The 22,315-nt window shown below is 43.1% G+C and carries 15 protein-coding genes; 13 read left to right on the top strand and 2 right to left on the bottom strand.

The window, feature by feature from the left end:
• Positions 1-632: 632 nt before the first annotated feature.
• Entirely contained in the window at positions 633-1,094 is a 462-nt protein-coding gene (locus HBHAL_RS18825; protein WP_014645116.1) for a GNAT family N-acetyltransferase, read from the bottom strand.
• 127 nt (positions 1,095-1,221) lie between these two features.
• Here HBHAL_RS18825 and HBHAL_RS18820 point away from each other — a divergent pair, with 127 nt between their 5' ends.
• The 10 genes from HBHAL_RS18820 to HBHAL_RS18775 all read left to right on the top strand — a co-directional run bounded on the left by HBHAL_RS18820 (position 1,222) and on the right by HBHAL_RS18775 (position 15,029).
• On the top strand, positions 1,222-2,538 hold the full coding sequence (locus HBHAL_RS18820; protein WP_014645115.1) for a lysine N(6)-hydroxylase/L-ornithine N(5)-oxygenase family protein: 1,317 nt from the start codon (positions 1,222-1,224) through the stop codon (positions 2,536-2,538).
• A 1,192-nt stretch (positions 2,539-3,730) separates the two neighbouring features.
• Positions 3,731-4,744 carry an NAD-dependent epimerase/dehydratase family protein gene (locus HBHAL_RS18815; RefSeq protein WP_014645113.1) on the top strand — a complete coding sequence of 338 codons (1,014 nt, stop codon included), beginning with the start codon at positions 3,731-3,733 and terminating at the stop codon, positions 4,742-4,744.
• A 227-nt stretch (positions 4,745-4,971) separates the two neighbouring features.
• Positions 4,972-6,009: an N-acetyl-gamma-glutamyl-phosphate reductase gene (gene argC, locus HBHAL_RS18810; RefSeq protein WP_014645112.1), complete on the top strand. Its 1,038-nt coding sequence runs from the start codon at positions 4,972-4,974 to the stop codon at positions 6,007-6,009.
• A 20-nt stretch (positions 6,010-6,029) separates the two neighbouring features.
• Entirely contained in the window at positions 6,030-7,259 is a 1,230-nt protein-coding gene (gene argJ / locus HBHAL_RS18805; RefSeq protein ID WP_014645111.1) for a bifunctional ornithine acetyltransferase/N-acetylglutamate synthase, read from the top strand.
• Positions 7,240-8,037, top strand: coding sequence for an acetylglutamate kinase (gene argB, locus HBHAL_RS18800; RefSeq protein WP_014645110.1), 798 nt, complete (start codon positions 7,240-7,242; stop codon positions 8,035-8,037). The genes argJ and argB overlap by 20 nt, the downstream gene beginning before the upstream one ends.
• The gene (locus HBHAL_RS18795; RefSeq protein WP_014645109.1) at positions 8,034-9,194 is read left to right on the top strand and encodes an acetylornithine transaminase; all 1,161 of its coding nucleotides are present in this window, start codon (positions 8,034-8,036) and stop codon (positions 9,192-9,194) included. Before argB ends, HBHAL_RS18795 begins: the two co-directional genes overlap by 4 nt.
• A gap of 108 nt (positions 9,195-9,302) precedes the next feature.
• Entirely contained in the window at positions 9,303-10,367 is a 1,065-nt protein-coding gene (locus HBHAL_RS18790; protein WP_014645108.1) for a carbamoyl phosphate synthase small subunit, read from the top strand.
• Entirely contained in the window at positions 10,360-13,380 is a 3,021-nt protein-coding gene (gene carB / locus HBHAL_RS18785; RefSeq protein ID WP_014645107.1) for a carbamoyl-phosphate synthase (glutamine-hydrolyzing) large subunit, read from the top strand. Before HBHAL_RS18790 ends, carB begins: the two co-directional genes overlap by 8 nt.
• Position 13,381: 1 nt before the next feature.
• A complete protein-coding gene (argF, locus tag HBHAL_RS18780; protein ID WP_014645106.1) occupies positions 13,382-14,338 on the top strand; it encodes an ornithine carbamoyltransferase in 957 nt (318 codons plus the stop codon).
• 205 nt (positions 14,339-14,543) lie between these two features.
• Positions 14,544-15,029, top strand: a complete 486-nt coding sequence (locus HBHAL_RS18775; protein ID WP_014645105.1) for a GyrI-like domain-containing protein — start codon at positions 14,544-14,546, stop codon at positions 15,027-15,029.
• 1,105 nt (positions 15,030-16,134) lie between these two features.
• On the opposite strand, the gene HBHAL_RS18770 is transcribed toward HBHAL_RS18775, so the two are convergent.
• Positions 16,135-16,881: an IucA/IucC family C-terminal-domain containing protein gene (locus HBHAL_RS18770; RefSeq protein WP_014645103.1), complete on the bottom strand. Its 747-nt coding sequence runs from the start codon at positions 16,879-16,881 to the stop codon at positions 16,135-16,137.
• A 260-nt stretch (positions 16,882-17,141) separates the two neighbouring features.
• On the opposite strand from HBHAL_RS18770, the gene HBHAL_RS18765 reads away from it, so the two are divergent.
• The 3 genes from HBHAL_RS18765 to HBHAL_RS18755 are packed head-to-tail and all read left to right on the top strand — an operon-like array spanning position 17,142 to position 22,262.
• The gene (locus tag HBHAL_RS18765) at positions 17,142-19,037 is read left to right on the top strand and encodes an IucA/IucC family protein (protein WP_014645102.1); all 1,896 of its coding nucleotides are present in this window, start codon (positions 17,142-17,144) and stop codon (positions 19,035-19,037) included.
• Positions 19,038-19,043: 6 nt separating this feature from the next.
• Positions 19,044-21,032, top strand: a complete 1,989-nt coding sequence (locus HBHAL_RS18760; protein WP_014645101.1) for an IucA/IucC family protein — start codon at positions 19,044-19,046, stop codon at positions 21,030-21,032.
• A 24-nt stretch (positions 21,033-21,056) separates the two neighbouring features.
• Complete coding sequence (locus HBHAL_RS18755) at positions 21,057-22,262, top strand: type III PLP-dependent enzyme (RefSeq protein ID WP_014645100.1); 1,206 nt, start codon at positions 21,057-21,059, stop codon at positions 22,260-22,262.
• Positions 22,263-22,315: the final 53 nt, after the last annotated feature.

The raw sequence follows: 22,315 nt of genomic DNA, 5'->3' as shown, positions 1-22,315 counted from the left end.
GTTACTATATTTGGAAGAGGGCTGGTGGGGAAATAACTCGCTTTCCTATGGGGGAACGGTGAGCTTCCTCGCTCGTTTCACTCCCTGCGGGATCTCACCTAGTTCCTTCTCCCATGGGAGTCTCATCATTTCCCCACCAACCCAACTATAATACTGCGAACGGACCTTCTAGAACAGAAAGGTTCTCCTTCTTCATCTTTAAGAAATGCTTTTGTGACAGACTATTGCGGGTCTTTACATCCTGAGAATAGGTAGAAAACCACATGGTCTAAGGCCTCATCAAGCAGGTGATGTTTAATGTGGTTTCGAGATTCTGATTTAGTAAGGTCCGGAGGGGGACGATGAAGACTCCTGTGGGATAAACATGATCGGTGAGACCCCAGAAAGCGAAGCTTGAGGAGGCTCAGCACATGCCCACGGAAAGCGAAATCGTCCCCCGCAGGACCTTCACGGCAAACCAATATCTCGAAACTGAGTCTTCCACAATCCGGCCCAATTGTGCAATAAGCTTCTTACAGAACATCATAAGTCATGTTTAGGAGAACCAAAGAGCCCATCCTTAAAAAGCCTTTAAAAAAAGAGTCCTGATAGTAACGGACTCTTTGTTTCCTCGTTTATTTTAGATTCAGCCATTAAATTTGTAACGTTCTTTCAAACACCACCATATCGAGAGCCTGGATGCCGTTTTCGAAAACAGGAGAGGGATAATGCAGAAAAAAGTCTCTTCTGATCTCAAAGAATCGAAATCCTGCTTTTTGATAAAAGGCCAGGTTGCCCAGGCTTGAATTCGCTGTTCCTACAATTAACCGTGCATAATGCCGTTTAGAAAAAATCTGTACAGCCTGCTGAATAGCCTGCTTACCGATCCCATGTCCTCTTGCTTTTTCAGTTATGGCTATATTTTTAATTTCTACTGTATCGAGCGATGGGAAAGTGAAAAGAACCACACCCACTTCTTTATTGTCGAACTGCATGACATACAGTTCACCTTCATTAATATATCCGTTAATGATATCTTCGCTTTCATCTGCTAATAATAGATAAGGCATGTAATCGTTTCGATTCTGAACTTCTTCCAGTATTACAGAATTCATAAAATCATTCCTTCTTTTCGTAGCTCTCATTTGGAGACAACTATTATATTATGGTGGGATTATGGTAACATAAAAGTAATGTAATGATTTCTGAAATGCAGGTCTTTTCAGAAAAAGGAGTAGTGAGATGATGGAGCAACCAGAGAAAATGTATGACTTAATCGGGGTAGGCGTTGGACCATTCAATTTAAGCTTGGCGGCTTTACTGGATGATATCGATACCATAGAACCCTTGTTTTTTGAACAAAATGATAAATTCGATTGGCATCCTGGAATGTTGATTGAGGGGACGAAGATGCAGGTTCCTTTTATAGCCGACCTGGTAACGATGGCAGACCCTACTAGCCAATACAGTTTTTTAAACTACATTAGTAAAAATGATCGAATGTACCAGTTTTATTTCCTGCAGCGTTTGGATATTCCCAGAAGAGAGTACAATGATTACTGTCAATGGGTTGCTCATCAGCTGGACAGCTGTAAATTTGGGAGACGGGTATCCAACATTCGTCATGTGAAAGAAAATGAAGAATATTATGAAGTAGCTGTGAACAACCTTAAAACGGGAGAGCAGGAAGTTTATCGTTCGAGAAATCTCGTACTTGGAACCGGCAGTGTGCCCGTTTTACCGAAATCGTTCCAAAACCTTCCGTCAGAAGATGTGTTCCACACGTCTGAATTTCTAGCAAATCAGGAGCGCTGCCGCAAAGCCCGCTCAATTACAGTAGTTGGATCTGGACAGAGTGCGGCTGAAACTTTCAGAGAATTGCTGAAGGAACAGCGCGACTGCGGCTTTCGGTTGGACTGGATCACACGCTCCCCTGGCTTTGAATCCATGGAGGAGTCAAAGCTCAGCTTAGAGCATTTTTCCCCGGACTATGTGAATTACTTCTACCAACTTCCTCAGGATCAGAAAGACGAAATCTTTGCTGAGCAGGGATTGTATTATAAAGGGATAAGCAATCATACAATTAATGACATATATAATTTGCTCTATGAGTTTTCTGTTGGGCAAGAGGAGCTCGACGTTGGTATTCGAGTACTCAGTGAAGTAAAAGGTATTCGGGAAAAAGCTAATGGCGGCTATGAGCTTGATTGTCTGCACTGGCAGAAAAACGAGGAATTCACGCATGAGACAGACGTCGTTATTGCTGCTACAGGGTATAAGCCTTATGTTCCTGATTTTATTCATCAGCTCGAGGACTTTCTTCAGTGGGACAAGCATGGACGTTATAAAGTAAGTTCTGATTATCGTATGCTTTTGAATAAAAATACGGAAAATGAAATTTATGTCCATAGTGGTATTTCCCATACTCACGGCGTTGGCTCTACTAATTTGGGTCTATCCGTTCATCGCAATAAAGTGATTATCAACCATTTAGCGGGACGCGAAGTTTACTCACTTGACGATAATGGAATTTTCCAGTCATTTACTGGAAATGTTTAAATAGTTATATATTAAACCTAAACACTCTTGAACATCAGCTGTTCAAGAGTGTTTTTTTGATTAACCTTAACCAGTGTAATTTTATAATTTTTATAATAAATTCATTTTATGAAGGATTTTGTAAATAAATATGGAATCATTATTAAAGTAATATCATCTGCAACACTTAAGAAGTGAGCTTTTAAATATAAGCTCCCATTTGTTTAAGACTCAGTTTCGAGATAATTGTTGAGCGGAAGGTCCTACGGGGGACGATTTCGCTTTCCGGCCCTGCACGACGCAGGGTCGTTCGACGTTGCCATACGACGTGGCGTTCTTAGTCGAACCTCTTCTGTACTGAGCTTCCTCGGGCTTTGCAGCCCTGCGGGATCTCACCGATCATGTTCATCCCGTTCTTACACTTTTTTTAGTCTTAAACAAATATCAGAACATAAGCGACATGAAGAGCTATCCAGCTCCAGCACCTAGCGTCTAGTGAGACTTCCCTCACTTCTGTACGATAAGGCAACATCGAATCGCTCCGCTCTTCGTGTTTTCTTTATCTCCGCCAGCTCAAGGCTAGTTTCGGTGCCTAGCCTCTCGAGGTCTTAAGTCCAACCATGATAGGAAGAAGAGCCCTTCCTTTCATGGTCGTTCTTAAGCTTGTCGAGGCTGAACAAGGCACCTCCACATTTGAACGTCCAGTCCATCCGCCGCTGACCAAGGTGCTTCCGCTTTTAACCTAGGAGTCTACATCATCCCCCTCCGGACCTGGCCGAATCTGAGGCTCGAATTCACCTAACAAATTCACCTAACATCCTGTTTGTTTGATGATAAAAAAGCATGGGGTGACGTGGTAATTTTCATACTAGAACGATGTGAAAAAGCTTGTTATAGAAGCATTTTAGGAACTATTTAGAAGAAGAGCAATCTCTCTTTGAAAAGGGTCCGTTATTCTGACGAGGCTGGGTGGCGAAGGAAACGACGAGACTCCCGCGGGGGAAGGGGCGAGGCGAGACCCCGCAGGGAGTGAAACGAGCGAGGAGGCTTGCCAGTTCCCCCGCAGCCACCCTCATCAAATTTCTAGAAACGGACCCAGATTATCTCGAAACTGAGTCTTACAGTAACCGGCTCGTTAGTGGAATAATCCTCTTGTGAAATATCAGCAGTAATTTTTAAGATGACAAAGTTGAATAGTAAGGGAGTCCATTTTATGAAACTGTTAGTTATCGGGGGAACGCAATTTGTTGGTAAGTCGATTGTTGAAAGCGCTTTAAAACGTAATCATGAAGTTACTTTATTTAATAGAGGCAAAACCAATCCAGAATTCTTTAAAGAGACAGAAAAAATAATAGGTGATCGCGAAAACCTGGATGATTTAAAGAAGTTAAAAGGCCAGCATTGGGACGCTGTTATCGATACATGTGGATACTTGCCTGAAATTGTTAAACAATCCGCCGAGGTATTAAAAGATCAGGTTCATCTGTATGCTTACATATCCAGCATGTCCGTTTACAAACAACTGACGGATCAGGATCATCTTGATGAGAGCGGGGAAGTATCTACCTTAACAGATAATGAACTGGAACGTGCAACTAAAGGTGTAAAAGGCAGGGCGGCCAATGAATATTATGGACCTTTAAAGTTCCATAGTGAAATGGCTGTGAAAGAAATAATGAGTGAAAGCCGTTCTCTCATTATCAGACCGGGATTGATTGTCGGGCCGGACGACCCGACAGACCGATTTACGTATTGGCCAGTTCGTGTAGAAGCAGGAGAGGCTTTTATCGTACCGGAGCCAAAAGATAAAAAAGTTCAATTCATTGATGTACGTGATTTATCAAAGTGGATTGTCCACATGATTGAGCATCAGGAAACGGGAGTTTTTAATACAAACGGCCCACGAGAAAAGCTGACGATGGAAGGCCTCATCTATTCTTGTCAAACAGTACTTAATCCGGAATCCAGACCTGTATGGGCAGAGGAGTCGTTCCTTTTGAAAGAAAACGTTAAACCTTGGATCGAACTTCCGCTCTGGGTACCAACCCAGGGTGATTTCGGAATAGATTGTACAAAAGCAATTGAGAAGGGATTGCGTTTTCGTCCTGTTGAAGAAACCATCCGTGACACGTATGAGTGGTACAGGAACCATAGAGGAACTTTGAATCATGCAGGGTTAAATCCTGAGCAGGAGAAAGTCTTATTAGAAAAGCTAAGGCGTTCATAAAGATGCAAAACTATGAACATGAAATAAAAGTCAGGGCGGTGAATTCACAACGCATCGTCAAGGCATTTTTGAAGTCAAGTATTGCCTTTGTATAGTCATAAACGAAGATTTAGGTTTTGATAAATATACAATATATCGTATAAATCTATTGACATATACCTTATAAGGGTTAATAATATTGTAAATATACAGAGTTAAACATAAATATACATAAGGGTGGTTTTCAATTGAAAGCAGGAATCATAGGGGCTACCGGTTATGGCGGAGTTGAACTATTTCGCCTGCTCAACTCACATCCCCACATTAAACAAGTAATCTTATTTTCTTCTTCTAATGCAGGGGAGGAATTCACTTCCATTTATCCGCAAATGAGCACGGAACAAAATCATAGATTAGAAGAGTTGAATCCTGAGGAAATGAAGGAAGAATTAGACGTTATTTTCTTAGCAACGCCAGCAGGAGTATCTACACAATTAACTCCTGAACTACTTGGAGGTAAGGCAAAAGTCATCGACTTATCCGGAGATTTACGATTAAAGGATGGCTCCGCTTATACGAAATGGTATAAGAAGGAATCTGCATCATCCGCTATTCTGGAGAAATCTGCTTACGGACTTCCCGAATGGAACAAAGAAGCCATCCAGTCGGCTGATTTAATTGCGAATCCGGGTTGTTTTCCAACAGCAGCTTTACTAGGTCTGGGTCCACTTGTATCGGAGGGAATAGTTGATCCATCTTCGATCATTATTGATGCGAAAACAGGAGTATCAGGTGCCGGTAAGAACCCCGGGGCCATTACTCATTTTGCTCATCTACAAGAAAACTTTCAGATTTATAAAGTAAATCAGCATCAGCATATACCTGAAATTGAACAACAGCTGACGGAATGGAGTCCGGAAACAGTTCCAGTTACCTTCTCCACTCATCTTGTACCCATGACGAGAGGAATCATGGCCACTATTTATTTAACTTTAAAAGAGAACCAGACGCTTGAGGAACTGAAGAGCTATTATGAGAGCTGCTACGCTGAAGAGCCTTTTGTAAGGTTCAGAAAGGAAGGGCAGTTCCCGGGTACTAAAGATGTGTATGGTTCAAATTACTGTGATATTGGGATCACGCTCGATCCAAGAACCAATCGGGTAACGATTGTAGCTGTCATTGATAACCTTATGAAGGGTGCCGCCAGTCAGGCTGTACAAAATATGAATCTATTATTTCAATATGAGGAAAAAACAGGGCTTCCTGATTTACCTGTTTACCCATAAAGAAGAAAGGGAGAGTTGGTTTGGTCCAAACTACGAATTTGCATCAAAAGGTTGAGAAAGTGGAAAGCGGCACACTGCTGACACCAGGAGGGTTCCAATCAGGCGGCATACACAGCGGGCTGCGTTATAAGAAGAAAGATTTTGGATTATTGGTCAGTGATACTCCTGCTTCTGCAGCAGCTGTCTACACACAGAGCCATTTTCAGGCACCTCCACTAAAAGTGACGCAAGAGAGTATTGAAAAGGAAGGGAAGATTCAGGCCCTCGTTATTAATAGTGCCGTAGCCAATGCCTGTACAGGCAAAGAAGGCTTGAAAAATGCATATGAAATGAGAAAAATGATCGCAGAACGATTTCATTTTCCAGAAGAATATGTAGCTGTAGCTTCTACCGGCGTAATTGGAGAACAACTTCCTATGGATAAAATAACCTACGGATGCGAAACCGTTGAAGTCACAAAGAATGGGGCATCAGATTTTCAAAGATCCATTCTTACAACCGACAAATGTGAGAAAACAGCTTGTTATCAAGTGGAAGTAGAAGGTAAAACGGTGACCATCGGGGGTGCAGCTAAAGGTTCAGGGATGATTCACCCTAATATGGCTACCATGCTTGGTTTTATTACCACTGATGCCACGATTGAGCCTGAGTTACTGCAAAAAGCGCTCAGCCTATCGATTGAGCGGTCGTTTAACCAAATTACCGTAGACGGGGAAACCTCAACCAACGATATGGTACTTGCTATGGCTAATGGGTATGTAGATCATGAATCATTAAGTGAACAGCATCCCGACTGGGATGGTTTTCAGTACGGACTTCAGCTTGTCTGTGAAGATTTAGCTAAACAAATTGCTAAGGACGGAGAGGGAGCTACGAAGCTGATTGAAGTAAACGTTTCTGGGGCGAGCTCAGATAAGGAAGCACGTATCATTGCGAAAAAAGTAGTGGGCTCTAGTCTGGTGAAAACAGCAGTATATGGTTTAGACGCCAATTGGGGACGTATTGTCGGAGCTATTGGTCATAGTGAAGCTCAGGTTGATGCAGAAGCGTGTGATATTTATATTGAAGAGCAGCTTGTATTTAGTAACGGCACTCCTTGTCCTTTTTCAGAAGAACAAGCCGTTGAAGATCTGGATAATGAAGAAGTGACACTGTCGATCCATCTGAATGAAGGGGATGGCAAGGGCACGGCCTGGGGGTGTGACTTGACCTATGACTATGTCAGAATCAATGCAAGCTACCGTACGTAACGACAAGCCGGTTATTGTTATTAAGCTTGGTGGAAGCATGATCGAACGCTTAACAGAAGAGTTTTATGAAAGTTTTCACGGACTACTCAAACATTACCATTGTCTAATCGTTCATGGAGGGGGCCCGGCTATTACCGCCTTACTCGGACGAATGGATATCGAAGGAGAATTTCACGAAGGTCTTAGAAAGACGACGAAGGAAACCCTCGAAGTCGTGGAGATGGTACTTGGCGGAAAGGTTAACGCCCAGATTACGTCCGCTTTAGCCAGGCAGGATATACTTCCAGTTGGTTTAAAAGGCTGCGACGCTTCCTTACTTACAGCCAGTTACGTAAACCAGGAAGACTTAGGGTTTGTTGGACAAGTGGAAGAAGTGAAAACGGACCTTCTTTATAATTGCATGCAGGCAGGATATCTTCCTGTAGTGGCTCCATTAGGAAAGACACAGAACGGACAGACCGTAAATATTAACGCTGATCTTGCAGCAGCAGCGATTGCCAAAGCCATGCAAGCAGAAAAACTGTTATTTGTTACCGATGTACCAGGTATTATTAGTGAGGATGAAGTAATAAAAGAAACAAGCCCGGAAGAAATTGAATCCTTGATCAGCGGCGGATGTATATATGGCGGAATGATTCCAAAAGTGCAATCGGCCATGGCGGCTCTATCTGAACATTTACAAGAAGTCATGATTGTTAGTGGTGAAGATGCCTTAATACAGGGAGATCGTATGAAAGGCACGAAGATCCGGGCCACAGTAAAGGAGAGAGCGGAATGAGTCTATTTCCAACTTATAACCGGTTTCCACTGACATTGGTTTCCGGATCAGGCACGACGGTAACAGACGATCAAGGCAAGGACTATTTAGATTTTGTCTCAGGTATTGCAGTGTGCAATCTCGGACACAGACCTGAAGAAGTGCAAAGCGCTTTACAAAAACAACTGGATCAGCTCTGGCATGTGTCCAACCTCTATCAGCTTCCTTCTCAGGAAGAAGCTGCTGAACGGCTGGTAGAACCTACCAACCTCGACCATGTTTTCTTTTGTAACAGCGGAGCTGAAGCTAATGAAGCGGCTATTAAAATAGCTCGTAAATACACCGGTAAGGAAAAAATTATTACATTTAAGCAGTCCTTTCATGGTAGAACATTTGCCACGATGAGTGCGACTGGACAGGAAAAAATTCAAAAAGGTTTTGGCGCGCTGCTTCCTACTTTTGAATATCTTCCTTATAACGATAAAGAGGCTGTGGAACAGCTGGGAGATGACCAGGTAGCTGCGATCATGGTAGAAGTTATCCAGGGAGAAGGTGGAGTGGTTCCGGGTACGGCTGAATTCCTTGAGGCTGTTGAGAGTAAGTGCCGCGATCTTGGGGCTCTGCTTATCATCGATGAAGTACAGACAGGTATTGGAAGAACAGGTAAACCATTTGCTTATCAGCATTTTAATTTGGATCCTGATATTGTTTCTTCCGCAAAGGGTCTTGGCAGTGGATTTCCAGTTGGTGCTATGCTGGGTAAAGCAAAGCTTGCTGAAACCTTCTCGGCAGGATCCCACGGAACAACATTCGGAGGAAATCCACTCGCTGCCGCAGCGGTTAATGCCACTCTGGAAAAGATCTTCAACGATTCGTTTTTAAGTGAAGTAGAAGAGAAAGGCCAATATTTAAAAGAGGAGCTTACCAACTCCTTGAAGCCACTGAATGTTGTAAAAGAAGTGAGAGGCAGGGGAATGATGATAGGTATAGAGCTTCAGAAGGAAGCCATGCCGGTCATTCATGCATTGAGAGAAGAAGGAATGCTTGCTGTCCTGGCCGGCCCGCAAGTTATACGACTGCTTCCGCCTCTAAATGTAACGTATGATGAGATGTCATCAGCTATACAAACACTCAGCAAGGTGCTGCAAGAGCAGTTTAAAGACTTACAAAACGCTTAACTTGTTAAAGTGCGGTGAAGCCCAAATGGGGAACACCGTCTTTTTCAACTCATTGTTGTATAAAAATACAGCATATATTATAATTATTCATAATGATGGGGTGAGAGTATGCAGGGTTATCTTCATTTACAAAATGGTCAATCGTTCGAGGGAGAAGTCTCCAGCACTTGGGGAGAAGACGTACAGGGCGAAATTGTATTTTTTACTGGTATGACGGGTTATCAAGAAGTATTGACTGATCCTTCTTATAAAGATCAGATCGTTGTCTTTACTTACCCCTTAATCGGAAATTACGGGATCAACGATATAGATTCGGAGAGTAAGGAAATTCAGGTGAGTGGTGCAGTTATGTTCCACTGTGCAAACCAAACGTCTCATCACGAAGCTTCGATTTCCTTAAGCGACTATTTAGATGCCAACCAGGTGCCTTTCATAACAAAAGTGGATACTAGAGAAGTTACAAAGGCGATAAGAAAGGACGGCACAAGACAGGCAGTCGTTTCAGATAAAAAAGAAGTTCATTTTCTAAAACCAAAGACTGGGCAAATCTATCAAACTGAAAACAAAGACATCGAGGAGTTTGGTGAAGGCGATGTGCATATTGGATTAATAGACTTTGGATGGAAAAAATCTATTCTGTCCTCATTTCTTAACCGGGGTATTAAAGTTACCACGGTACCTTTTTCAAAAGCACATCAACTACAAGGCTTATCCCTTGATGGACTTGTTCTTTCGAATGGCCCTGGAGATCCAAAGGATGCACAGGAACATCTTTCAGATATTAAAAGCCTCCTTGAAGTTCTGCCTTCCTTTGGCATATGTATGGGGCATCAGATTATTGCTCTTGCTTATGGAGCGGATACTCACAAGTTGTCCTTCGGTCATCGCGGCGCGAATCATCCGGTTAAAGATGACGTAACAGGAAAGGTTTTTATGTCTTCACAAAATCATAATTACGTAGTGGATGAAGAAAGCTTACTATCTACTCCGTTATCCAAGCGTTTCCTAAATGTGAATGATGGTTCCATTGAAGGACTGGAGCATTCTCAAAAACCGATCCTTTCGGTGCAATTCCATCCAGAAGCCCATCCGGGACCTGCTGATGCCGAGTGGTTATTTGAACACTTTATATCGCTCATAACTAACAAGAAGGGGGAGGAAGTCCATGTCTAAAAAAATATTAGTAGTTGGATCAGGGCCTATCATAATTGGGCAGGCGGCAGAGTTTGACTATTCAGGCACACAGGGATGCCTTGCTCTCCGTGAAGAAGGATATGAGGTGGTGCTTGTTAACAACAATCCTGCCACGATTATGACAGACCACACAGTGGCAGATACCGTTTATTGTGAACCATTAACCGTGCCAAGTCTTACCGCGATCATTGAGAAAGAGAGACCAGAAGCTCTGTTGGCGGGTCTTGGCGGCCAGACCGCGCTGAACCTAGCCGTAGAGCTGGATAAAGCAGAGGTCCTTAAGAAATACAATGTGGAACTGCTCGGAACCAGTGTGGAATCGATTCAAAAGGGAGAAGATCGCGAACTCTTTCGAGAATTAATGAACGAACTTAACCAACCGGTACCTGAGAGTCAGGTGATCGTATCTGTATCGGAAGCGAAGCAATTTGCTGATCATGTAGGATATCCAGTCATCAGTCGTCCGGCTTATACGCTCGGAGGCAGAGGGGGCGGAATTGCTGAGACGGAGGCAGAACTCGAAGAGCTGATTCATAACGGGTTGAAAGCTTCCCCCATTCATCAAGTAATCATTGAAAAGAGCATTGCCGGATTCAAAGAAATCGAGTATGAAATTATGAGAGACACGAATGGAACCTGTATTTCCGTTTGCAATATGGAGAACTTTGATCCTGTAGGCGTTCACACGGGGGATTCGATTGTCACAGCTCCTTCGCAGACGCTGTCGGATCAAGAATATCAAATGCTTCGGACGGCATCATTTGATATTGTTTCAGCTTTAGATGTAATTGGAGGATGTAATGTGCAGCTCGCATTAGATCCTTACAGTAAGAATTACTATGTGATTGAAGTTAATCCCCGGGTCAGCCGATCCTCCGCACTTGCATCTAAAGCTACAGGCTATCCAATTGCCAAACTTGCAACGAAAGTGGCGCTCGGGTACACGCTGGACCAGCTGCAAAATCCACTTACCGGTCATACGTACGCGAGTTTTGAACCAGCACTGGATTATACAGTGGTTAAATTTCCAAGGTGGCCGTTTGATAAGTTCTCGGAAGCTGATCGGAAGCTTGGCACTAAAATGAGAGCAACGGGAGAAGTCATGGCGATAGATCGTACGCTGGAAGGGGCCTTCCAAAAAGCGGTTCAGTCGTTGGATACAGTGATTCCTCCTCTTACTGATCTCGATAAACATCTCACCCTGCCTACAGACCTGCGATATTTCGCAATATTAGAGCTCCTCCGTCAGGGTGAAAGTATTGAAAACATACACAAAAGCACTCATATAGATTTATTTTTCTTGAATGTACTACAGAACCTGGTGGAGATGGAGAATACTTTAGCCAGTTATACGATTGAGTCTATTCCAGAAGGCGTTATTAAGCTTGCCAAACTGTACAGCTTTACTGATCAATCCATAGCTGACCTGCTAGGGTGCGAGGAGAATAACTTGGCAGATGTAAGAAAAAGCTACGGAATTATCCCTGCTTTCAAAATGGTGGATACCTGTGCAGCTGAATTCGAAGCAGCTACGAATTACGTTTACAGCACGTATGCAGGTGTCAATGAGATTGAGCCTTTGAAAGGAAGCAAAAAGGCGTTGATTATTGGCTCCGGACCCATCCGTATCGGGCAGGGAGTAGAGTTTGATTATAGCGCTGTTAAGGCTATCGAAAGCCTTCAGGCCGCTGGTTGGACTACTGTCATGATCAACAACAATCCCGAAACAGTCAGTACGGATTATGAAACAGCCGACAGGCTTTACTTTGATCCCATTCAGAAAGAAGTTATTGCATCTATTGTGGAGCACGAGGATATTGATCTCGTTTTCACCCAATTTGGGGGACAGACAGCGATCAATATGGCAGAAGAACTGGAAGAGGCCGGCATTCCGCTGGCGGGAGTCAGTGCGGATATGCTGGACGGACTGGAGGATCGTGACCGTTTTTACTCCAGTTTGAAAGAATTGAACATCCCTCATGTTGAAGGGAGTACCTGTCATACAAAAAACGAGGCTCTAGAAGCTGCCACTCATTATTCTTATCCTATTCTGTGCCGTCCATCCTATGTAATTGGCGGTCAAGGTATGGTTAAGGTCAAGAATGAAAAGGAGCTTAAACAAGCGCTTCAGGAAACCGACGCTCGTCATTATCCGATTGTACTCGACCAGTTTATGACCGGAAAAGAGGTAGAAGTTGATTTAGTTGCTGATGGGGAACGTATCTTCATTCCAGAAGTTATGGAACACATTGAACCGGCAGGGGTACACTCTGGAGACAGTATGGCGATTTTTCCGTCTTCACTGCCTGCCTATGTGAAGGAAGCTGTAACAGAGTATAGCGAGAAGATTGTTCGCCACTCCAAATACAAAGGAATTATGAACATTCAATTTTTATGGAGCGGAGAGAATGTATATGTACTCGAAGTAAACCCAAGGTCCAGCCGAACCGTTCCTATTATTAGTAAAGTTTCAGGCATTTCGCTGGTTGACCTGGCGGTGCGCCTGTTAATTGAAGATCCAGCATGTGACCTTGCCACCGTTCCTGCTCCTTCGTGGAAGCATGTTGCTGTTAAATATCCTTTATTCTCTTCTCATGCTCTTCCTGAAATTGACCATAAACTGGGGGCGAATATGCAGTCAACAGGAGAAGGAATGTGTCTTGGAAGTACAGTTGCAGAAGCTTTGGCTAAAGTCTTTTCTCACCTTCCTGATATTCAGTTACACCCGGAGGCCTGTTTTATAGATGCAGATAATGATTATGAAGACCTTAATAAGCCAACGTTTGAAGAGTGGATCCAAACTGATGAGGCAGCCATTTACGTGAATGATCAAGTAACTCCTGCTGCTAAAGAGAAAAGGATTCAAGCGTTAAAGTATGGGATTACGGTATTCAGTGAGCCCTCCACTTTTGAAGCTTATTTACAATCCTTAACCATTAAGAATGCTGAGCCGACCCCATTGCCGGGCAATATAACAGAAGGAGTGCGATAAGATGAATTTAATGGAACAAATGACGTTTACAAATGAATCGCTTGTAGGTAAGAACGTGTTGACCTGGCTTGATTTTAATCAATCGGAAATTTCTAATCTGCTTGCCCAGGCTCAATACCTAAAAGAAAATCCGCACTCCAAATCATTAGCTGGGAAGACCCTGGCAATGGTGTTTGAAAAGTCATCAACCCGTACGCGTGTTTCTTTTGAAGTAGGGATGGTTCAGCTTGGTGGGCATGCTTTATATTTGAACTCAAGAGATATTCAAATCGGACGTGGGGAAACGATTGCTGACACAGCTAAAGTGCTTTCCGGCTATGTAGATGCGATCATGTTTCGCACAACCGCTCATGAGAAACTTAAAGAGCTTGGGGACCATGCATCTGTTCCAGTGATTAATGGGCTTTGTGATATTTATCACCCTTGTCAGGCGTTAGCCGACGTGTTTACCATTCTGGAGGAGAAAGGACGTCTCTGCGGGGTTAAATTAGTTTATATTGGAGATGGAAATAATGTGGCCCATTCTCTAATGATCATAGCGGCAATGATGGGAATGGAATTTGTCATCGTTACCCCGGAAGGTTATGAACCGGATCAGGAAATTGTGGAAAAATCGAAGAAAATAGCTGATCAGCATAACGGTTCGGTGACCCTTGTGAATGAGCCTTCGAAAGCTGTCATAGATGCAGATGTTATTTATACAGACGTTTGGACAAGTATGGGACAGGAAGAAGAATTTGATGATCGTTATAAGGCTTTTCAAGACTATCAAGTTAACGAAAAGCTTTTAAGTAAAGCACAAACTGACGTGACCTTCCTTCACTGTCTTCCAGCTCATCGCGGCGAGGAGGTGACGGCTCCGGTAATCGACGGGAAACACTCTAAAGTCTTCACGCAGGCTGAGAACCGTATGCATGTTCAGAAAGCTATCCTTCAGGCAGTTATCGGTTTCCAATAAAAATTTAATAACCTCGTCATAAAATGCCAGGGTCCTATACTATGATAGTCAATGAGGATTTTCTACTCCTGTATCCTTTGTCTGGGAAAGATTTTAGCGAAATACTACGAATAAAATCGAATCCAACATTTCAACAAGGAATACGATCTTTCGTGTGGAAGTAGTCAGGGAGAGTGACTAAAATCATAAAGGAGTGGCTCATAGAATGAGTGAACAAATTTCAACGGCTGTAGAACCTAAGGTCGTGAAAAAGTCCAACTTCAAGGTAGTCGGTACGTATTGTCAGACGATGATGGACGAGAGGAATGTTAAAATTCCCAGGTTGATGGAACGTTTTCATACTTCTAAGCTTCATGAAGTAAAAAACCGCATTAACCGCCCTTGTTCCATCGGAATGTTTGTAGATCCTCCTAATTGGAATGAAGACACCGAGTCTTTCTATTGGATTGCTGCTGTAGAAGTGGATAGCTATGAGAAGATCCCGCAAGATATGATTACGAAAACGATCCCGGCTCACACGTATGCTGTAATAGAATATGACCCGTCCGTCCACGACTTTGACCCTTATCCTTACTTGCATAAATGGATAAAGGAAAAGGGATATACTCCCGTAGACGGTTTTGGCTTTGAGGTTTATCACCCTTATACAGGATCTAAAACGAAATATTCTCTCTATCTGCCGATTGAATAACAATAAAAGCAAGGCCCTTATGAAGCGGGCCTTGCTTTTTTATAATCTTCTTGTATGTTGTTGTTTTCATAAGCAGCTTATTAAAGGATAGGGCCGGTTACTGTAAGACTCAGTTTCGAGAAAATTCGGGTCCGTTACGACATGTCAAAGAGGGCTGGAGGGGAAATAACTCGTCTTGTTCCATCGCCCAGACACTCGAGACATAAGCCGTTCATCAACGGAAGGAAAAACCACCATCCTTTTGATGCTCGTCTTATGCTGTTCGTGTCTTTCGGGGCGATTCCACATTTGAACACTTTCCTATGGCCCTACACGATGTAGGGTCGATCGACGTTGCCACAGGACGTGGCGACTTTAGTCGATCCTCCTTTTATCATGAGCTTCCTCGCTCGTTTCACTCCCTGTGGGATCTCACCTAGTCCCTTCTCCCATGGGAGTCTCGCCATTTCCCCACCAGCCCAACTTTATTAGGAATAACGGTCCCTTCTGAAAAAGAGGATTTTTTCTTCCTTAACCTGCCTGAAGTGCTTATATAAGAGGCTCTATCCCATAGTTTCAGCCTGATAAAAGGATAAAGCTCATATAGTATTTCTTCTCAAGCGGTGAAGGGTAAAGCCGTTTCGAGCTTCTGATTTGGCAAAGTCCGGAGGGGATGATGTAGACTCCTGTGGGAGGAAAATGACAGGGGAGACCCCGGAAGGCGAAGCCTGAGGAGGCTTACCACAAATGAGGTTCGACTAAGAACGCCACATCGTGTGGCAACGTCGAACGACCCTGCGTCGTGCAGGGCCGGAAAGCGAAATCATCCCCTGAAGGACTGTCCTAGCCTAAATATCTCAAAACTGAGTATTCCAGAAAAGGGAGCTTTTCTGTGAAGTGCAAAGTGAGTTAATATGGCGATTATTCAAAGGTCAATTGGAGATAGGGCAGACATAATAAATGCTAGATGATTGAAGCTTTGGCCGTTGAAGAATTTACTAAACTACTGCGCATGAAGCCGCAAGGAAGTTCAGTATCTTCGGGCGGCTCTGCCATTGGCGAAAAAAAAGAAATGAAATGAGCAAAACTATAAAAAAGGAACTTCCAACTTCGGGAAGTTCCTTTTTTATAGCCGGTCGTCCCGTTCTTCATCAGAAATAAGTGGACAGGTGGGACAGCATTTGGCTTTATTGGCTCCGTGGAGCATATATTTCATACAGCAATGCCTGCGTACATAAGTTTTCTTACCATTGTCTGCTTCATAAAAACGAAAATCGAAGTGAAGCGGGTTCCTCATATTCTTGCTAAAACATACTTCCGTAGTAAACCAGCGAAAAACTTTTTCTGCGTATTCCTCGTGCTGGGGATGGTTCTGAATAAATTCTCTGTATTTTTGATGAAGGTTATGAGAAACAATAGACCGCATATGAGTTGATTTACAACCTGTGGTTTGAGCGACCTGCTGAAATAAGGGTTGTAAATGTTGTACAAGGTACGAATGAATCAATTCCTTTACCTTTTCATCGGTAAGATCATGAGTTGAATAAACAGCGTCTTCTGAAATGATATAATTCATCTTGTTTTTTTCCTGCAGTTCAATACCAACATTTGAGGGTATCATATCGAGAATGAGATGATGTCTTACAATCATTTCAAATAATCCCATGGTAATAACTGAATACATTTTCCCAAAAAGAAGTCCTGTAATGGCAATGTTCGGAGCACCTAATTGATGCTTTTGAATTTGGATGAGCTGCTGAATATTTTCTTTATCATGAATGAGATCAGCCACCTTGTAGGAGACCTGATCTTCGTATGACTCGCCAATATAGATTCGATGATTGTTTTTGATTTGTTCAAATGCAGTGTTCATATCTATGACTCCCACATTTTGTATTTTTCCACCAAAAACCTTGGAAATGATAACTGTTATCAATTATAAAATATTTTTAGAATTCCAACAACAGCTTGCAATCATAATTAATAGGGTGTGGAACGTATGCTAGTTGAAGCGGCCTGCAAGTTACAATCCTAGCTTTAGAAATCAGCATGCAAAGCATATATAATTGAACAAGCGTTTATTAAATGAAGTTTAAGAACGAACTGGAAATCCTTTATCGAGGTGAAATAAATATGGAAGAAACAATGCGTGCAACATCCTTCATACAGAACGAGTATCCCCAATTTAGAGAAACCTACCCTGCTCATGCAGAAACAGCTGAAAAAGTAATTCTTCATCAGCTGGTTCAAGCCATTATACGTGAAGGAATTGTTCGCTATGAGTGGGCCGATGATTGGTCCACAATCTCTATTCCATTGGGAAAGGGAGGGACCCTTCGTATAAAGGTTTCCAGAAGGTACCGTTTAGGGCATTTCGATATAGAAGGCCATGTACAGTATGTGGATGAGAGAGGTAACAGTCATACTATCCACTCACCTGAGGGTTGTCTCGATTTACTATTTGAGGACCACGAGATTTCTGAGGCTCAATCAGCTTTTTATCAAGAGATCAGGAATAGTGTTGAGAATTATGGGCTTGCACTAACCATTGCTGAACACCGTGCGTTAGCTGTAAAGGAAGAAGCACGGGGGTTACAAGCCCCAGATGCTATTTCATATGCTCTTAAGAAAAAGCAGGAGAGTACATCATTCAGTCCTTTAACCTTCTTTGAGCAGTGGGTCATTCAGGGTCATACCATTCACCCGTGCTCCCGTACACGACTGGGGATTTCCTTAAAGGATATGACCCGGTATGCACCGGAATGGGAAGGGAAGCCGTGCGTTATTCCGCTGGCGGTTCATCATAAATATAGCAGGATGACCACTAAAGAGGGACAGACAGTCAAGTCGATTTTATTTAAAGAGTATCCAGAGTTGAAGAAGTCTTTTGAGGAGATGTGTGCCGCGAGAGATTGCAATCCTGAAGAATATGAAATTATTCCTATTCATCCATGGCAGTTTCGTTATACACTTCCTGTTTATTACCAGGAAGCATTAGAAAGAAAGAGGATCATCCCTTTAGAAGATGCAGGGATTAAGATGGCTGCGCTTATTTCTTTCCGAACTCTGGCTCCATATCAGAATCGGGTGAATCACCATATAAAAACGGCTGTGAACGTGCAAATGACAAGTGCGATCCGTACGGTTTCCGCAGCTTCTACTCAAAATGGACCCATCTTATCGAGATTGTTTCAAGAGGTGTTCGTAAACGATTCCGCGCTTACTCGTTCCTTAACGATCATGAGTGAACCTTCAGGGATTCATTACGAGCCGGAAGGGGCAGTCAATGAAGAGGAACGTCACTTTTTACAGAAGAATTTAGCGTCTATTCTTCGTGAAAACCCGGAGAACAGGCTCGCTGAAGATGAAATAGCTGTACCTGCTGCTTCTTTGTTAACTGAATCTCCGATAACGGGGGATTTAATCGTCGAAGAACTGGTCAAGCGTCAAGGGAAAGCAGGCCTTGCAGAGTCAGCTGCAGCTTTTGTTCAGGAATATGCTCGGGCTTTATTACCTGGAATCGTTACGCTTATTACAAAGTACGGGATTAGTATGGAAGCTCACCTTCAGAATTGTGTGGTTGTATTCAAAGATGGACAACCGCAAAGGGTCATTCTTCGAGACCACGGAGGTATTCGAATAATGAATGAGCGGTTGAATCGTTTCTTTTCTCAACAGCCGATCGACCCTAGTACGAACGTATTGACAGAACAACGGGGAGAGCTTCTGGATATATTCTCGCATGCTGTTCTGCATAACCATCTTGGGGAAATCATTGTCGCCTTAGTCAGAAAATCAGGGATCGAAGAGGGTGTGTTATGGGAAGCGGTAGAGGGAGTCCTGCGCGAAGTATATGCATCGTTAGAGGAGAACACTCTGACAGCTGAAGATGCTTTAGAGGACGCAGCCATTATTTTTTCTAGTCCTTCAAGGATGAAAGCCCTTGTGAGAATGCGCTTATTGAATCAATACACGGAAAATAGTTATGTCGACATTGCCAATCCATTTTCACCCGGAAGTGAGGTGTAACCAATCATGACGATTCCTTTACCTAAACTTGAGAAACACGGTAAAGTACAACCACTTTTAGAAGAGCAGAACTGTTTACGGTTCCTTTACGAGAAGAAACCAGAATACGTTTCTCAGTTTCTTACCTATATGGAAAAAGGAAGAAAAGGGATTCTCCATAAATTAGCGGACTCTATCTTAAGGGAAAATATTAATGAGTATTATAGCGGTGCTATTGATTTGAAAAAGCAGGGACATACCCTGTTCATTAATGAAAAGCCACATGCATGGGAAGGAATTTACAAGCGGCTGCGGGATTTTCCTCTTCAGGAAGAGTTGAGTTATAAAATGGTGCAGTTTAAGCGGTATGCTATCCTTTTTCCTGTCCAGCGAGAATACTCATTTCATCTCGTTGAAACGAATGGTGACCTTGTTTATCTGGGCGAGCATGAGATCCGCATCATTTCAGTGGCCTCGGAGCTCGTTCGATTAATGTTCACTAAAGAAGAGTATCCGAACAGGAATGCCTTTATTCAGGAACTGGATAACGGGACAGCGAATTTAGCGCTCGCTTATATGTACAATGACATCTGGAAAACGGTCATTAAACGAGAAGCTTCTCAGCTGGATGCGGCAACTACGTTTGAGTACTTAGAGGAAAAGCAAAAGCACACGCCCGACTTCTCTAAAAGTTTATTCTTTGAACAGCTTGTGGTGGATGGTCACCATTTACACCCAGGAGCCAAAACGAAGCTTGGTTTATCTTTTCAGGATGTTTTTCAGTACTCTGGGGAATTCCATCAGTCATTCGGAGTCCGTTTTGCAGCAGTCCGAAGGGATTATCTTAGAACGACCCTGGAGAAGGGAAGCATACTGAAGAGATTTTTCCCGAGGGAGTGGCATGATGCTGTCAAAGAGTTGAATGACAGAGGATACAATGCTGATGAATTTGACGTGCTGCCGGTCCATCCATGGCAGTTTGAACATGCCGTTCCTTCTATCTATGAAGAAGAGATTTACCGTGAAGTTATGATCCTATTAGAAGATCCAAAGCTAAGCGCACAAGCAACTTCTTCATTTCGAACGGTAGCTCCCATGGATAATGAAGCGCCGGTCCTGAAGCTTGCCGTAAATAGTCAGATGACCTCTACGGTTCGTTCCATTTCCACACAAACAGCTATGAACTCTACCATATTTTCTTCCATGATCGCGAAAATTATGGATCAAGAGGAGCATTTGAATGGATTTGTGCCGCTAAATGAATTATCAGGAGCGGCTTTTAGGTCAGAAGATCAGTTGAAAAGCAGAAATCTTACGATGCTAATTCGTGAAAATATTGATGCGAAAATTGAGGAAGATGAAGCTGCTATTGCGGGAATGGCTCTTTATGCAGAGTCTCCTGTTACAGAGACAACAATGCTTAAGGAACTGGCAGAACAGCTCAGGGTAGAGGAGAGCTTGACGAAAGCGCAGGCAGCGGAAGAGTTTTTTAATGATTATATTCAAACCGTAATTCCTGCGTATGTTACTTTGATGGTTAAATATGGGGTCGCGCTTGAAGGGCATCTTCAAAATAGTATTCCTGTCTTTAGAAAAGGACGGCTGACTCGCTTCTTTTTCAGGGATTGGGGAGGATCCCGCGTACATGAACAGAGAATTCGAAAGCAAAACCTGAATCCTTCTTTTGCTACAGGTTCGGTTTCCGTCACCAGTGAACTATCTGAGGTGCATAACAAGTTGTACTATACGGTTTTTCAAAACCACCTGGGTGAGATAATCAGGCAGCTGGTGCTATATTCAGGCCTGGAAGAAAAGGATTTTTGGAAGCAGGTAAAGTTAACGTGTGAGAAAACCTTTGAAACGCTGCGGGAAGATCCAAATTTAAAGAAAGCGGTAGAAGAGGATCGTGCTTTTTTATATCAATCTTCTGTGATGCACAAGTCACTCACAAAAATGCGGCTGACGGACAGTAAGGAATACGGCTATAATAAAGTCCCGAACCCGTTAGCGTATTAAACAGGAAAGCCGGAGGAGTCAGTCTTGATTACCAATGAAGAACTTACATTAGAAAAGTATATAAAAGAAAAGCGTAAACAAACGAAGGATCCGATCTGCGCCTATATCTATGACTTAAAACAGCTGAGAGACCATGCAGCTGCTATTAAGAACAGTCTTCCATCTTTCTGCCGGCTGTACTATGCCGCAAAAGCCAACTCTGATCAACCCTTGTTAGAGACATTAGATCCAATCGTCGACGGATTTGAAGTGGCTTCAGAAGGTGAAATTAACAAATTGGTAGCAGAAACAGAAAAACCAATGATTTTTGGGGGCCCTGGAAAGAAAGATCGTGAAATTGAAGCGGCTATCCATTCGAACGTAGAGTACTTGAACGTAGAAAGCTTCCATGAGCTGAATCGAATCAATTATATAGCCAAACAGAAAAACGTAACGGTACCTATTCTTATTCGCGTCAATTTGAGTGTAAACATTTCAGACAGCCATCTGCGCATGTCTGGTGTACCCTCTCAGTTTGGAATAGACGAACGTGAGGTCCCCTCTTTTATTGAGGCAGCACTTGACGCTGAATTTGTTTCGATTGAAGGATTTCATTTTCACGCTATGTCGAACAACTTAGATGCAGAGTCCCACGTTCGTTTCGTTAAAGTCTGCATAGATAAAACAAAATTGTGGCGAAAACAGTTTGGTTTATCCGGTATGATCGTGGATCTGGGCGGAGGTATTGGAATCAACTACTGGAACCCAGAGGATCCTTTTGACTGGGAAATACTTGCGTCTGGTATTACAGGACTAAGAACGGAAGCTGAAGACCTTACCTTAATTATAGAAATCGGACGCTATATGACGGCAGCCTGCGGCTCTTATGTAACGGAGGTGCTCGATATAAAAAAGAATCACGATCAGCACTTTGCCGTGATCCGGGGCGGTTCGCATCATCTTCGTCTCCCTGCTGCCTGGAAGATGAGCCATCCGTTTCGAGTTTATTCAGTGGAAGAATGGAACTATCCTTTTGCACGGCCGGAAGTTTTAAAAACGGATGTTACGGTTGCGGGGGAGTTATGCACACCAAATGATGTGCTCGTTCGAAAGGAGTATGTGGATCAGCTGCGGGCAGGAGACATCGTCATATTTGAATATGCAGGTGCCTATGCCTGGACCATTTCACACCACGAATTCTTAAGTCATCCCTATCCCGAGATTATTTATGTAAATGCAACTGAAAAATAGGCCTGTTTATTCAGCTGGGCGCCTCCATTGGTAGATGGGGGTGCTTTTCTTTA

This window comes from Halobacillus halophilus DSM 2266, from assembly GCF_000284515.1.
GTDB classification, from domain to species: Bacteria; Bacillota; Bacilli; order Bacillales; family Halobacillaceae; genus Halobacillus; species Halobacillus halophilus.
The sequence above is the reverse complement of the archived record's forward strand: the minus strand, read 5'-3'. Positions and strand labels throughout refer to the sequence as shown.

Bases quoted from the DNA above. Each gene is read 5' to 3' on its own strand.
- HBHAL_RS18820 (WP_014645115.1), top strand. From the start codon at position 1,222: ATGATGGAGCAACCAGAGAAAATGTATGACTTAATCGGGGTAGGCGTT.
- argF (WP_014645106.1), top strand. From the start codon at position 13,382: ATGAATTTAATGGAACAAATGACGTTTACAAATGAATCGCTTGTAGGT.
- HBHAL_RS18760 (WP_014645101.1), top strand. From the start codon at position 19,044: ATGACGATTCCTTTACCTAAACTTGAGAAACACGGTAAAGTACAACCA.
- HBHAL_RS18770 (WP_014645103.1), bottom strand. From the start codon at position 16,881: ATGAACACTGCATTTGAACAAATCAAAAACAATCATCGAATCTATATT.
- HBHAL_RS18765 (WP_014645102.1), top strand. From the start codon at position 17,142: ATGGAAGAAACAATGCGTGCAACATCCTTCATACAGAACGAGTATCCC.
- argB (WP_014645110.1), top strand. From the start codon at position 7,240: ATGCAAGCTACCGTACGTAACGACAAGCCGGTTATTGTTATTAAGCTT.
- HBHAL_RS18795 (WP_014645109.1), top strand. From the start codon at position 8,034: ATGAGTCTATTTCCAACTTATAACCGGTTTCCACTGACATTGGTTTCC.
- HBHAL_RS18825 (WP_014645116.1), bottom strand. From the start codon at position 1,094: ATGAATTCTGTAATACTGGAAGAAGTTCAGAATCGAAACGATTACATG.
- HBHAL_RS18815 (WP_014645113.1), top strand. From the start codon at position 3,731: ATGAAACTGTTAGTTATCGGGGGAACGCAATTTGTTGGTAAGTCGATT.
- HBHAL_RS18775 (WP_014645105.1), top strand. From the start codon at position 14,544: ATGAGTGAACAAATTTCAACGGCTGTAGAACCTAAGGTCGTGAAAAAG.
- carB (WP_014645107.1), top strand. From the start codon at position 10,360: ATGTCTAAAAAAATATTAGTAGTTGGATCAGGGCCTATCATAATTGGG.
- HBHAL_RS18790 (WP_014645108.1), top strand. From the start codon at position 9,303: ATGCAGGGTTATCTTCATTTACAAAATGGTCAATCGTTCGAGGGAGAA.